Origin of the sequence: uncultured Tateyamaria sp. (assembly GCF_947503045.1) — a bacterium.
Classification (GTDB): domain Bacteria; phylum Pseudomonadota; class Alphaproteobacteria; order Rhodobacterales; family Rhodobacteraceae; genus Tateyamaria.
The window spans coordinates 1-13,255 of sequence record NZ_CANNCF010000003.1 but is presented as its reverse complement, the minus strand read 5'-3'; the positions used below and the strand labels follow the sequence as shown (position 1 = coordinate 13,255).

10 protein-coding genes are annotated in these 13,255 nt (G+C 56.1%); 4 read left to right on the top strand and 6 right to left on the bottom strand.

Annotated features, from left to right (window positions below; translation table 11 throughout):
• Positions 1 to 8: 8 nt before the first annotated feature.
• Both ntrB and Q1A89_RS13805 read right to left on the bottom strand, forming a co-directional pair.
• Positions 9 to 845, bottom strand: coding sequence for a nitrate ABC transporter permease (gene ntrB, locus Q1A89_RS13810; protein ID WP_299729246.1), 837 nt, complete (start codon positions 843 to 845; stop codon positions 9 to 11).
• Entirely contained in the window at positions 845 to 2,236 is a 1,392-nt protein-coding gene (locus Q1A89_RS13805) for a CmpA/NrtA family ABC transporter substrate-binding protein (RefSeq protein ID WP_299729243.1), read from the bottom strand. Before Q1A89_RS13805 ends, ntrB begins: the two co-directional genes overlap by 1 nt.
• A 191-nt stretch (positions 2,237 to 2,427) precedes the next feature.
• On the opposite strand from Q1A89_RS13805, the gene Q1A89_RS13800 reads away from it, so the two are divergent.
• Together Q1A89_RS13800 and Q1A89_RS13795 are read left to right on the top strand one after the other, a co-directional pair.
• Positions 2,428 to 4,269, top strand: coding sequence for a sigma 54-interacting transcriptional regulator (locus tag Q1A89_RS13800; protein WP_299729240.1), 1,842 nt, complete (start codon positions 2,428 to 2,430; stop codon positions 4,267 to 4,269).
• Positions 4,270 to 4,833: 564 nt separating this feature from the next.
• Positions 4,834 to 5,961: a hypothetical protein gene (locus Q1A89_RS13795; RefSeq protein ID WP_299729237.1), complete on the top strand. Its 1,128-nt coding sequence runs from the start codon at positions 4,834 to 4,836 to the stop codon at positions 5,959 to 5,961.
• Between the two features lie 550 nt (positions 5,962 to 6,511).
• Here Q1A89_RS13795 and Q1A89_RS13790 read toward each other — a convergent pair.
• Genes Q1A89_RS13790 through Q1A89_RS13775 form a run of 4 tightly spaced genes read right to left on the bottom strand, consistent with a single transcriptional unit; the run spans position 6,512 to position 8,759 of the window.
• Positions 6,512 to 7,006 carry a GNAT family N-acetyltransferase gene (locus Q1A89_RS13790; protein ID WP_366524493.1) on the bottom strand — a complete coding sequence of 165 codons (495 nt, stop codon included), beginning with the start codon at positions 7,004 to 7,006 and terminating at the stop codon, positions 6,512 to 6,514.
• Positions 7,006 to 7,371: a VOC family protein gene (locus Q1A89_RS13785; RefSeq protein WP_299730538.1), complete on the bottom strand. Its 366-nt coding sequence runs from the start codon at positions 7,369 to 7,371 to the stop codon at positions 7,006 to 7,008. Before Q1A89_RS13785 ends, Q1A89_RS13790 begins: the two co-directional genes overlap by 1 nt.
• 18 nt (positions 7,372 to 7,389) lie before the next feature.
• Positions 7,390 to 8,079 (bottom strand): DUF2306 domain-containing protein, encoded by a 690-nt coding sequence (locus Q1A89_RS13780; RefSeq protein WP_299729231.1) that lies wholly within the window; start codon positions 8,077 to 8,079, stop codon positions 7,390 to 7,392.
• Positions 8,076 to 8,759, bottom strand: coding sequence for a class I SAM-dependent methyltransferase (locus Q1A89_RS13775; RefSeq protein ID WP_299729228.1), 684 nt, complete (start codon positions 8,757 to 8,759; stop codon positions 8,076 to 8,078). The genes Q1A89_RS13780 and Q1A89_RS13775 overlap by 4 nt, the downstream gene beginning before the upstream one ends.
• 230 nt (positions 8,760 to 8,989) lie before the next feature.
• Between Q1A89_RS13775 and Q1A89_RS13770 the strand changes: the two genes are divergently transcribed.
• Together Q1A89_RS13770 and Q1A89_RS13765 are read left to right on the top strand one after the other, a co-directional pair.
• A complete protein-coding gene (locus Q1A89_RS13770; protein WP_299729223.1) occupies positions 8,990 to 9,922 on the top strand; it encodes a LysR family transcriptional regulator in 933 nt (310 codons plus the stop codon).
• Between the two features lie 802 nt (positions 9,923 to 10,724).
• On the top strand, positions 10,725 to 12,740 hold the full coding sequence (locus Q1A89_RS13765; RefSeq protein WP_299729221.1) for a toll/interleukin-1 receptor domain-containing protein: 2,016 nt from the start codon (positions 10,725 to 10,727) through the stop codon (positions 12,738 to 12,740).
• The last annotated feature ends 515 nt before the right edge of the window (positions 12,741 to 13,255 follow it).

Here is a 13,255-nt window from a genome sequence, read left to right as displayed (position 1 = left end):
GGTCTACCTTATTCGACGTAGGCGACGCGCCGCTGGAGTAGGCCAAAGGCCGCGTCCAGCAACATGCCGACAACGCCGATCATGAGAATTGAGAAGATGACGGAGGTCAGGTCGAGGTTGTTCCACTCGTTCCAGACATAATACCCAATCCCGGTTCCCCCGACGAGCATCTCAGCCGCGACGATCACCAGCCACGCGATCCCGATGGATATCCGCATACCCGTTACGATGGTGGGGGCTGCGGCGGGCAAGACGACCGTGAAGGCTGTTTTGAACGCGCCGAGTTCATGGGTGCGTGCCACATTCACCCAATCTTCGCGCACGCCCGCCACACCAAAGGCGGTGTTGAGCAACATCGGCCAGATCGAGCAGATGAAGATGACGAAAATGGCCGAAGCCTCGGAATCTTGGATGATGAACAGCGCCAGCGGCATCCACGCAAGGGGCGAAATTGGGCGCAGAACCTGAATGAACGGGTTGAGCGCCTTGTAGGCCACCGACGACATGCCGATCAGGAACCCAAGCGGGATCGCGATGATCGCAGCCAGAAAATAGCCCGTCAGGACGCGGTAGATCGAATAGCCGATCTGGATGCCGATGCCCTTGTCGTTGGGCCCTGCATCATAGAACGGGTTGGACAGTTCCTGCCACGCCTTGACCGCAACTTCGCTGGGGGGCGGCACGCCTGCTTTTGCTGTGTCCGCCCCTGTCAGCAATTCGTATTCCGTCAGCTCGCCTGTGTTGATCGCTTGTGCGGAGATCGACATTTCCCACACAAGCAACCCAACAATCAGCAGTGCAATCGACCAGATCGCCGCGCGCTTGTTTTCCGACAATAGGTCCATCAGTCACCTGCTTTGATCGCAAAGCTGTCGACATAGGCCTCTGGCTGATCCGGGTCGAAGGTCTTGCCCATGATCGTGTGTGAGCGGTAGTTTTCCGCAGGCGCATCGTAGCCCAGATCGGTCATGACCTTGCGCGCGTCGGCCGCAAGATAGACCTGCTCTGCGATGCCTTTGTAATCCACTTCGCCTTCGACATAGCCCCAGCGCTTCATCTGCGTCAGGATCCACACGCCCATGGATTGCCACGGGAAGGGGTCGAAATCGATCCGGTCCGGCACCCGTTGTACCGCCCCCAGACCATCGGCATAGGTGCCGGTCAGCACCTGTTCGATGACGGTGACCGGTTGGTTGAGGTAGTTTGTCGGCGCGATGGCTTCTGAAATCTCAGACCTGTTGTCGGGGTTTGACGCGTATTGCGTGGCGTCGATGATCGACTTGAGCAATGCGCCATAGGTGTTGGGCAGTTCCGTCGCAAAGGACTGGGGGGCCGCGAAGGCACAGCATGGATGGCCTTCCCAGATTTCCTTGGTGAGGATGTGAATAAAGCCGATGCCTTCGTAGACCGCGCGCTGGTTGAACGGATCGGGTGACAGGTAACCATCAAGGTTCCCGGCCCGCAGGTTGGCGACCATCTCTGGCGGGGGCACGACGCGGATCTGGATATCGACGTCAGGGTCCAGACCAAACTCGGCCACGTAGTAGCGCAGCAGGAAGTTGTGCATGGAATATTCGAACGGCACACCAAAGGTGAAGCCCTTCCACTGGCTCGGGTCACGTTTGTCGAGGTGTTCGTTGGACAGCACAATCGCCTGCCCGTTGATGTTTTCCACGGCGGGCATAATGTAGGGTTCAGCCACAGATCCAGCGCCCATTGTCATCGCCAAAGGCATCGGCGTCAGCATGTGGGAGGCATCATATTCACCCGAAAGCGACTTGTCGCGGGCCACGGCCCAGCCTGCCGTCTTGATGACCTGCGCGTTCAAACCGTAGCGTTCGTAAAAGCCCAAGGGCTGCGCCATGATGATCGGTGTGGCGCAGGTAATCGGAACGAAGCCGATGTTCAAATCCGTCTTTTCCGGTGGTCCAAGGTCATCCAAAATGTTCGCCACCGCCTGTTTAACAGGAAAGACAGAGGCAAGGGCCGCCGCAAAGGTCGTGCCGCCCAGCATCCCCATGAAGGAGCGCCGCGCGATGTCGTTCTGACCAAACATTGATCGCACCACAGCGCTTTCAACAGCGCGTTCCATCATCTGCTCCGATGACATTGCCGCGGGTTCTGCGTGGTCATGATCGTGCCCGTGGCCCGTCAGGCAGGTGTCACACCCGCAATCAGCGCCATGTCTCAGGTCGGTCTTGTCGGAATATGGATTTCCAAGGCTCTTGATCGTCATGTCCGTCTCCTGTCGTTGGTTGAGGACATGGTTCCACGGCATGCCGCAGTGCAGAAGACATTCCGCCAGATGCCTTCAAAGTGACTTTCGATTGAATTTATTGGTTAATTTCTGGGCGGGCATTACGAATTTTCGTAAGTTACGGGATTTCGTAATTTGCGAAGCCCCTTCGGACCCCCATCCTAAGCCCCATGCTTGACGAAACCGAATCCGCACATCTGATCGCCCATCACCCTATGCCAACGATCATGGTCGACACCCGTGCCGACAGCGTTATTGCGGCCAATGATGCGGGCCGTGCCATGCTGGGGGAGGCGACGCTGTCTGCGCCACTTTCAAAAGCCATGAAAAATGATGTCGCCGCTGCTGCGGTTTTTTTCGATGCGGTTGCACATTTTGGAACCTACGTGGACCGCAGCCTTTCGCTTATGGGCGCGAAGGGTGCTGCTTTGCGGCTTCAGACCTATGGGGCGCAACTCAAGCCCGGCTTGGTTCTGCTGAGCTTTCTCGACCTCGACGAACACGACCGCCGCAATCAACAAGCGGAACGGGAGGCACACCAGAATGCGGGCCTGTCCCAATGGCAAAACATCTATGGCTTCTTTCGAGAGGTCGAGGCCCAGAACCACCTGATCCTTGAGGCCGCGGGCGAAGGCATCTATGGCATCAACGCCAAAGGACAGGCCACGTTTGTGAACCGCGCTGCACAAGAGATGCTGGGCTGGTCCTCTGACGATCTGATCGGGCGTGAGCTTCATTCGATCATTCATCATAAACACATCAACGGCGAACACTTCCCCGCCCACGAATGCCCGATCTACAAATCCTTTCGTCGGGACGAGACCATGCGCGTGGAGGATGACGTGTTCTGGCGCAAGGACTGCAAGCCGATCTTGGTGGAATATGTCTCAACCCCGATTTACGATCACGACGTTCTGGCAGGGGCCGTGGTAATCTTTCGCGACGTGACCGAGCGCAAGGAAAACGAACGCAAGCTGCGCGATGCTTTGGCACAGGTCGAAGACCTGAAGGTGAAGTTGCAACAGGAAAACGAATATCTTCTGACCGAAATCCGGTCGGCGCGGTCCCACACGGGTGTGGTCGGTGTGTCACCGGCCATCAAATCGCTGAACGCCAAGATTGACCTCGCCGCGCGCAGCGGTGCCCATGTTCTGGTGTCTGGCCCGTCCGGATCAGGCAAGAGCATGACAGCCTCAGCGATCCACGAAGCAAGTGAGCGTCACCACCGTCCCCTGGTACGCATCAACTGCGATCAGAAGAAGGCCGCGGATCTGGAGGCCGAGCTGTTTGGCTATCGCCGCGGCGCCTTTGCGGGCGCGGCGCGGGATGTGACGGGTAAACTGCTCATGGCACACAACGGCACCCTGCACCTGGACGAGGTCGCGACCCTACCGGCCAAGGTGCAAGCCAGCCTGCACGACGTTCTGCAAGCGGGCCACTTCCGGCGTCTGGGCGACAGCGTCGATATTCCCGTGGCGGCCAAGGTCATCGCCACAACAAGCTATGACTTGCTGGGCGAGGTGCGCGCCGGACGGTTCCGACAAGACCTCTATTTTGCCCTGAACGTGCTGCCGATCATGACCGAACCCGTCAAGAACCGGCCCGATGACATCCCCTACCTTGCGCGGCATTTCCTCGACCGCACGATGCGGCGTCTGCGCCTGCCAAAGATGACGCTGACCAAAGCCAATATCGAAACGCTGCAATCCTATGACTGGCCGGGAAATGTGCGGGAAATGGAAAATGTGATCGAACGCACCGCGATACTGGCGCAGGGCGGCCGCCTGCAGTTCGACATCCAAAGCGGTCAGTCAGATGTCCCAACCGAAACAAACCTAGTCCTGACCCAAAGAGAACTGCGCCAGTTTGAAATCAAGAATTTTGAGGCCGCGCTGCGCCGCGCCAAGGGCAAGATTTCAGGAAAATCCGGCGCGGCAGCGATCCTCGGGCTTGCCCCCACGACCGCCTATTCAAAAGCAAAGTCGCTTGGCATCCAGATGGACCAATTCTAACTGGGCGGATTCGAAGGGCTGATAATTGTGCGAAGGCCTATTCGCCCGACATCGAATGACGGCGTTTCAACTGCGTCCCCACAACATTGCCCCACGGCGCCTGACTGTGTCCGGTTTTCGTACCTTTCGCTGCTCGTGTAATATTTGAAAAGCGATCTTTGGCGACACGAACGGCAATGTCGGGAAAGTCCCGACTGCAGTCTTCCAAAGTGATGAAGTGCTGCGCTCATAGCTCATTGTCCGCTATGCGGGCTGCAGCTGCAGCATCAAGCCGTAGTGTCGGATGTCCGCTACATAGGGGCCGGCGGTTCCTCGGTCGAGACGTTGTGCTGCCTCCAAAGCCCACTCTGAGCTTCCTGCGGACGTATTGGAAGCCCATTGCATACGCTCGCACGGCACCGACCTGTGGCACGGCAGAAAAACCTTCGATTTTTCGGGAAAGACACGACAATACTGAAACTGTGAGATCACCCATATCGGCCGACAGTGCTCAGCCGACCCTCATATTCGCAAAATCGGTCGATTTGTGGTAATATAGTGCATTCGAACATAGGGATGTGCAAAATGGCCCGTAGATTCACAAACACTTCTTCGTTTCGCAAATTTTCAATACCTCTCATCGCAGGCGCGGGTTTTTTCGCGGCAACGTCAACCCTGGCGGCGACGCTGGATCCCAACCAATTCTCTTCGTTGGGCTTTTTGGGCGGCGCGTCGATTGCGCTAAATTCATCGTCACTGACCTTCAACGGAGGCTCAGGCGGTGTTCTTGTGTCGCAAGGCGTCGGGCTTCCTGACATCGCAGTGTTCACTTTCGACGGTGGATCGACGCTTGGTGATGTGAGTATTTCCGGCTCCAATCCGGTGGCCATTCTCTTTCGGGGATCGGCGTCGATAACCGGTCAGATCGATATCAGTGCAAGCGGCAGAATTGGGGTCGCCGGAGGCGGTAACGGCGGGCTTGGTGGTCAATCAGCGGCAGATGGCGAAGGTCCTGGTGCCGGACTTGGCGGGAGCTCAAGCGGAAGCGTGTCCGGTATCGGCTCGGGTTCCGGCGGAGGGTTTGGCAGCGCTGGCGAGTCCGGTGGGGCAGGACCGACGTTCCGCTCAGGCGGTATTGCCTACGGAGATCCGCTCAGCGATGCACTTCAGGCCGGAAGCGGCGGCGGCGGCGGCGGATTTGGCCCCTTTCGTAGCGGTGGAAGTGGTGGTGCGGGTGGCGGAGCTTTGGAAATTGGCGCGCTCAACGCTCTCCTTCTTGATGGAGCTTCGATTGTCGCAAATGGCGGAACCGGTGCAACCAGCTTTGCCGGTGGTGGTGGTGGCAGCGGCGGCGGGCTGTTTTTTCACGCCTTTGATATCAGCATTGCCGGGAATTCGAGTGTCACGGCAAATGGCGGCAATGGTGGCAGTTTCGGCGCCATTGGCAATCAAGGTGGGTGTGGTGGCGCGGGCCGCATTCAAATGCTGTACAACACAGCCGGCTCGTTTTCCAACCTTGGCACGGTTCAGGCGACATCCGGGACGGGCAGTGCTTTTTGCGATCAAACCGCGAATGGCTTTACCGTTGTAACATCCAACAATGTGGGTGTGCCTGCTGTGCCATCGGTACCCCTTCCAGCGTCGCTTGCATTGTTCGGGAGCCTGATTGGATTTCTTGGAGTTTTCGCGTGGTGCAGTAGCCGGGCAGTGTAAATTGAACTACTTGAAATAGCTTTCAGGTGGTGATGTTTGGTACATGCCAACCAGCTTCGGCATGTACCAGGGCTTGTCGCAGGTATTGAGTTCTGAAAGCGCTGTTCTTTCTTCCGGACAGACTTTTTAGCGCCCAGCGACAGCGCCGCCGAGCGCGATGTGATGGTTCTCCGCATTGCGCACGCGGTGGAAACTCTTGGTTACCTAATATCAGAGTTACCAAAGGTATCCGTTCAGAAACGGGCTAAAATCATTCTGAGTAAGGCACATCAACTTAGATCATGCTGGTCCGTTTTGCCCTGTATCCGTGTTGTCATTCTCTTCCAAACTTCGCGCCTGCAGTGTATGTCCAGAAAGCGAACAGCGCCTGCAGATTCTTGACAGCAGCGCGAAAGCCCGGGACGGGGCCCCCTCGGCTAAACGGGGCGGGCATTCCGGAGTGGTCCTGCAGTTGCCCGATATCAGTTGGAGCTCTTTTTTGCAGTAATTCTTACACAACGGCCAAAGTCAGCCGGGGCTTCTGCACAGAGTACTTAACCGAACTGGGTCGTCACTTCGTTTCAAGTTCATACCTCTTAAAAATTTCACCTTCTTGTTCGGTATTGCCAACAAATTCGGCTCCAACACGAGACATCACGCCCAAACTCTTGCGAGAAAGAGGTAGTAGAAAAGTGATGAAATCGATGCGCTTGTCTGCCCTCGCGAACTCAATCGCCTTTCGAAATATTCGCATCCCTAAACCAAAATTGCCCGGCTTTAGAACGAGGCCAAAATCCCAATCCTCGCCTTCTTTCTGGAAACCTCCCCAGCCGACATAAACTCCATCAATTAGGATGGCCCAATGCCCCAGACCGTCGCGTCGCCAGGTTCCTTCTTTCTTAGTCACGAAGTCTTTGGCGTCTTCGTGTGTCCATTTTGACGTGAGGAGCGGCATGTGTTTCGCAACACGGGGATCATTCATGTGCGAGACAATGTCTTCTAGTGAGACATCGGTTAACCGAACAAAATCGATTGCAGATCGTTCTTTCAATTCAAAGTCGCTCATCATGGTTGATCCGATGCAGGGACGTAGGCGTTCAACTTGTTCCCGTCCAGATCACGAAAGTAGCCGGCGTAGACGCCGTGTTCGCCGCGTGGTCCCGGGTCGCCTTCGCTCTTGCCACCAAGTGCGATGCCTTTTGTATGAATTGCATCGACCTGCTTGGCGCTGTCGACCTTGAGTGCGACCATGACACCGCTTCCGGTGCCCGCATTAAGCCCGTCAAAGGCGCGCGCCAGGCATAGGGCGGTTTCGGCCCGCGACGGCCCGCACGCTGCCATGTCTCCGCGGTGCCAAAGCCTCTGCATTCCTATCGATGCCAAGACAGCGTCATAGAAGGCGATCGCGTGGTCCAAGTCATTGGTGTCAATTGTTGTGTAACCATCATTCTAATGTTCTACTCTGAGTGGATTCTTTTGAATGGCGCGTGCCGCCGATCGGCGCCTCGGTGCCAGAACTGTCCAAATCAAAGCCTCGGCGATGAGCAAATTGATTGCCCAGGAAGACACCATTAGCACGTCCCGCAATGGCCCTGTCGCCTCCGTTCCGACTAGGATCATCCAACCAATGCCAATGAACGCCTGCGTTGATGCTCCCTGGCCGATCGCATAGGCGCGCAACATCAAAGCGCTGTGCTGAAAGGCATTGCGTGAGCGGATGGCAAGAACAGCCCAAACGATGAAACCAATCATAAGCAGGCCAAGGGTGATCCGCACCCAATACAGCAAGCTCCCCTGAAGGCTGATCGGAAAGCTGTAGACATGCGTCATCCACAAACCACTTCCCGCTGAAAGACAACCTGCCGCCGCAACAACGCGGCCCAGTGTTCGGTGGGCTGCGGGACGCCTTTGCCTGATGCTTGGCGGGAATTGGAGTGCGCCGAGGATAAGGAACAGAAAACTGCTGAGGATGTGCAGGACGATTGGGACGGGCATGGCTGACGCCCGCGGGTTTGTGGGCATGATGGCGGGTCCGCCCGCCATTTCGAGCACGCGGAACAGGGCACCAAAGGTGGGTAAGAATGAAAAAGCGATGATGAAGATAAGGATCGCCCACTCAGATTTTCGCAGAATTCTCAAGGGTCGATCCCCCGGGTTTTTGTAGCAGCGTCGATCTCAGGAATGTGCGTTGATTCCCCGGGGCGTCGCGCCCAGAAGGCGGTGCTGGCTTGGCCCGCGAAAGCTCCTAGGTTGACAGGCTGGAACCCGATATCGTCCAGATGACATTCTCGTAGCCAAGCAATGCCCTGCGATTCTGAGATGGCCCAGGTCTGCCACCGCATCTGTATCAATACGCCAAAGGCGGATCGCCGCACGGTGCAAAGAAGGAGCATGCCGCCCGGCTTCAGCACGCGGACCATCTCTTTTAGCGCAAGCTGAGGGTCGGGCAGGTGTTCAATCACGTGAGCGGCCATCACCACATCAAAGGAGGCGTCGGCAAACGGCATCGAGAGAATATCGGCCTGCCGCAGATCCGGCATCAGACCGGTCAGTTGCATCTCAGAAGCTGCGCGGGCCAGCATCTTGGATGACAGGTCGATGCCATGGATGTTTGGGGTGTCGGCAATAATGCTGTTCAGAGCAATTGAAAGCGCTCCGCTTCCGATCCCGCAATCCAAGACCTCCGACTGCGGTCCCACTTCTTCAAGAGCGGCAGCGACGCCGGATGCGATCAGCGACTTACGGTATGCTGCGGCAAGCCCGTACCGTCGTGTAATGTGGTGCCACTTGCGAGACGCTGCATCGTAGCGTCTGGCCAAGTCCTCTTTGGCCCGAGGCCGTCGACTGATGGCAACCTGCCACGAGCCAAACCGATAGTCGGTCATCGGAATTGTGTGCTGACCGGATGGATCAATCGATGCGTCGACTGATCGCCTGCGGATAAACATGGGACGAACTTCCTTGAGCTGAGCGTCTTTCTCGCACCCGTCTAAGTGGCACCGAGGCATAACAAAATTGCATATATTTGTAGTTCTGGTATGCGCATATCATGGAGTGGCAGCGATCAGCCTTTGACTGGAACCAGGCTCGGGCATTCCTTGCCACCGCCGAAGAAGGTTCGCTGTCTGCGGCCGCGCGGGCACTTGGGCTTACGCAACCCACACTCAGCCGACAGGTCGCTGCGCTGGAAGACAAGTTGGGTGTAACGTTGTTCGAACGGACATCACGTGCGCTGCTGCTGACCCAATCGGGTACACAGCTGCTTGAGCATTTTCGAAGCATGGGCGAGGCCGCAAACCGCGTCGCAATTGCAGCGACGGGCCAGTCCGAGGCGGTGACGGGGCATGTGGTTGTCGCCTGCACGAATGGAATGGCCACATTTTATCTTCCGGAGATTCTCAAGAAGCTTCGGACTAAAGCACCGGACCTTCAGATCGAGGTCATCGCGTCAAACGAGATCAGCGACCTCCGACGGCGAGAGGCGGACATCGCAATCCGGCATGCCCGCCCAAAAGACGAAAACCTTTTCGCCAAACGCCTGAGGGACGCAACCGCACATCTTTTTGCGTCGTCGGAATACCTCGATGCAGTAGGTCGTCCTTCCGATCAGGCTGATTTTTCAAAGCTGCATTTTGTGGGGGCCGAATACCCCGAGCGCATGCTGGGGATGATGGCCACGCGAGGTCTCAATCTGACCGTAGCCAATTTCAACTACTCTACCGCAAGTGTGACCATGGCTCTGGAGCTGATGCGAGCAGGGCTTGGGATTGGAATTTTGCCGATCGACGTGGGCAAAGCCTATCCTGAACTTGAGGATCCTTATCCAGAGTTCGAACCAATAGAGATCGAAACCTGGATCGTCGCGCATCGAGAGCTAAAGACCAATCTCAGAATACGATTGGTGTTTGACCTCATAGCGGAGTGTCTGAGCACAAATCAGGAAGCGGGAATGGGTTCTCATTTAAGAGGCAGTCTTGCCTAGGACGTGAACGTTCAACGCCAAAGACTCAAGGATAGCAATTTCCAAAGTCCAGCCTCCAACACTCCACAGATCGAGCTCGCGCGTGAATGGCTGCAATGCGGGCTGCCACTGCAGCATTCAATAACTATGCTGAAGGTCCTGAGAGGGCCGCTTCATTGGTATTGGTCGCGCTCGACACTGGGATGACGCGCAAGCTGCACGGTCAGTTGAGAACGCATTTCAAAGAATGCTGCGAAGGCTTTAGACGATCGCTGGGGTAACACATTGCGGTTAACCGCAGGATCAGGATCTATCGATCGAAGCAACTCCACTATTTGATCAAACTAGATCATCGAGGAGTGACCAGACGCGCACAGCCAATGTTGGGTTTCAAAGCCGTCGCATCAGTAAAAAGCGATTTTGGACGAGATCGAGACGGCACATAAGATCAGGAAGGGGCAACTGGGCAGCGGTTGCTCTTTCGCGATCTACGCTAGCTTTGCAGATTGAATGTCGATCAAGGTAGTCTCTTTTTGGCCGAGAGCGAACTTTGCGACGGAACCAGTTGGTCATGCGCGTTTCGATGGCTGAAGTTCTTGCCCGGGGCGGCAACGGTTAAGAACGCATCTTCTAAACTGTCCCGTAAGAGACTGCGACTTGCCGGAGCTCAGCCAACAGGCAAATTCTTGGTTCCGCGCATCCTGACGTGACCGGTTTTCCGGGCTTGCGATGCTAACGACACGCAGCGAAAGCTATCTCGCGCAACTTGTGCTCGCCTCATCCGCTGGTGTCCGCTACCTTTTTTGTCAGGAGGTATGGGAGCATGTTCCGATCCATCTTGAAGGCCGTAGGACTTGGTTCGGACAAGTCGGCCAGGCGCCCTTCCGAGGCACCGCTCCAGGAACAGGTTGGCAGTTGGGATGTCTTTATTTCCCACGCGTCGGAGGACAAGGAAGAGATCGTCCGTCCGCTTGCGTCGGCGTTGAACGCCTTCGGGCTTCGCGTGTGGTATGACGAATTCACACTGACCCCGGGTGTTAGTTTGATCGACACGATTGACGACGGGCTGGCGCGTACGGGTCTCGGGGTGATCGTTTTGTCCGAGAGTTTCCTTGACAAAAGATGGACGGAGTATGAGCTGAACGCCCTGTCAGAAAGGCATATCAACTGCGGCGCTCCTCTACTGACGGTCTTGCACAAGATGGGCCGGAGGCAGATGCGGCGACACGCACCGGCCTTGGCAAGCTTGCCGCATTTCGACGCGCAGGGCTACTCATCGGTGCAACTTGCTTCGTTGATCATCGAGCATTCCCGCCCGGATATGGTCGAAAACATCGTCATGCGGATGTCCCAACTCGATGCAGTAGACCATGCCGAAACCAAGGAAACAGCGGCGAAGGACGTGCTTCCGGCGCCAATCCGGCATACCGAACTCCCAGCCACGCTCACAGGGCAGATTCGGCTTGTCCGGGCGTTGCTTCTCGGTGTGTACACACAAACCTACGCCTTTTGGCTGGACGGGTTCCAGAGGGATGCAAATCCTTCGAAGAATGTCCGCGAATGGCTCATGATGGCCGCTGTATTTCGTGAAACGAATGTTTATATGGGAATACTCGACGCGGAACAGATCGAAGCCATTACGAAAATCTTACTCGGACTCGGCACCATTCCGATCGAAGAACTCCAAGAAATCGAAAAAGCTCTACCGCGAAAAGATGGCGCAATGTTGGTTGCGACAGGTTTGCAGGCGAACGAACCGGCTATCGACATTGAAACGCGGTTTCCGGTGGCACAGGACGTGACAGAAGGGCTCCGCTTTCCGAACTTCCCTTGTGCTGCCGAACCTGGTGCATGGGATCGCGTCTCTATCATCGCTGCGGAGGAAGACGATCGCAAGGTACTTGTTGGCCTGCGCGATACGCTTGAAACCTACGACCTCGAGGTCAGTATTGTTCCGATTTCAGAGATAATAAGCGAAAAAGACCTCGCTGATACTATCAGTCAAAGTCATACGTTGGTCATTCTGTCGCCGGAGCTTTTACTGAACCCGGTCGCGCGGAAGCATTTCAAGGCGATGCAAGGTCGCTCGGGCTCAAGCCACCTGCTGCTGCCGGTCTGGCACGGAATTGCTCCGGACGAAGCCGAAGCCTTTTCGCCAGTGCTGTTCAATCTCATGGCCTATGACAGCACCGGGCTGGATCCCGCCAAACTGGCAGACAAGATCGTGGCAGAGCACTTGCCACACAAATCGGAAGGCGTGTTACGACGCCTTTTGATGTGTCACTCTGATTTCGATGATGAAGCTTTGGCCTACCGCATGCCGATACGGCAGACGAGATTCACCGAACAGCAACTTGCGCGGATACGCGCCATCCGTGCCGGGCTTTTCATTGCCTTTCCGGTGTCGCATGACTTTGCCTTGGAGGCCTTCAGGCGTGAGCTTGATGTCGAAGGCGAGCTCTACTTTTGGGAAAAGACCGTTGCCGTGCTGCACGAGTTGACGACGTATTTCCAAATCGCGCCCTCAGACCTTACTCAAAACCTCGTGCGTTACAGCATCGCCCTTTCCACCCAATTGAAAAGGGCTGTCAAACAACTTGAGGACGAAGCTATCCCCGAGGACCTGCTGCTCTGGCTAAAGGCGTCCCTCGTATCATCCGAGCCCAAGATTGAGGTCGATGGACCGAAACACATTCTTGACGAGAAGGACGGCATGGCGCCGGATTTGACCGATGCAAATACCGGGTCTGACGTTGCCCAGCTTTTCAGGTCGGTGGACAAGGAGCGCTTTCCCATTGACCTTCCGGAAAATCTCGTTCGCGAGTTGATGGCAACCTGATCGCTTTTCAGTTGGGACTCGACGTCCCAAAGGGCATTGCCAACTTGTTTGGTACTGCTTGAAATAGGGCAGGCCGCAATTCTCAGACGGTCGTTTCAAGCATTTGTGTTTTTCAATGGTCCGCGTCCAGCATTTTGATTCTCGAGGCGCACTCCTCCTCCTTTGGCTCTGGTTAAACGACCACTCGCAATCCCAAACTAGCCGATTAGCTCGCGAGACAGCGCAAAAGGCGGAAAATACAACAGTTAAGTAGTTGTTGGCAGTCGCGAGCCACTTTAGATGACTGGCTGACCAGGCAGTAGCCGTTTGCGCATCTACCGCAAAATAGTGCCTGTGTTCCGCAAACCGTGCATTTGCAGTTCACTGAATTTTGCGCGCGGGGCGAATGTCGGCAAAATGGGCTGCAGGCGCAGCGTTTTGGTGAAGTATCGGACGGCATCTGTGGGTGGCTCCTGCATTGCAAGAGTTTTTTAGCGATTTTCGCGGTCGTTTCGTCAGTACTGTCGTCTGTCCGG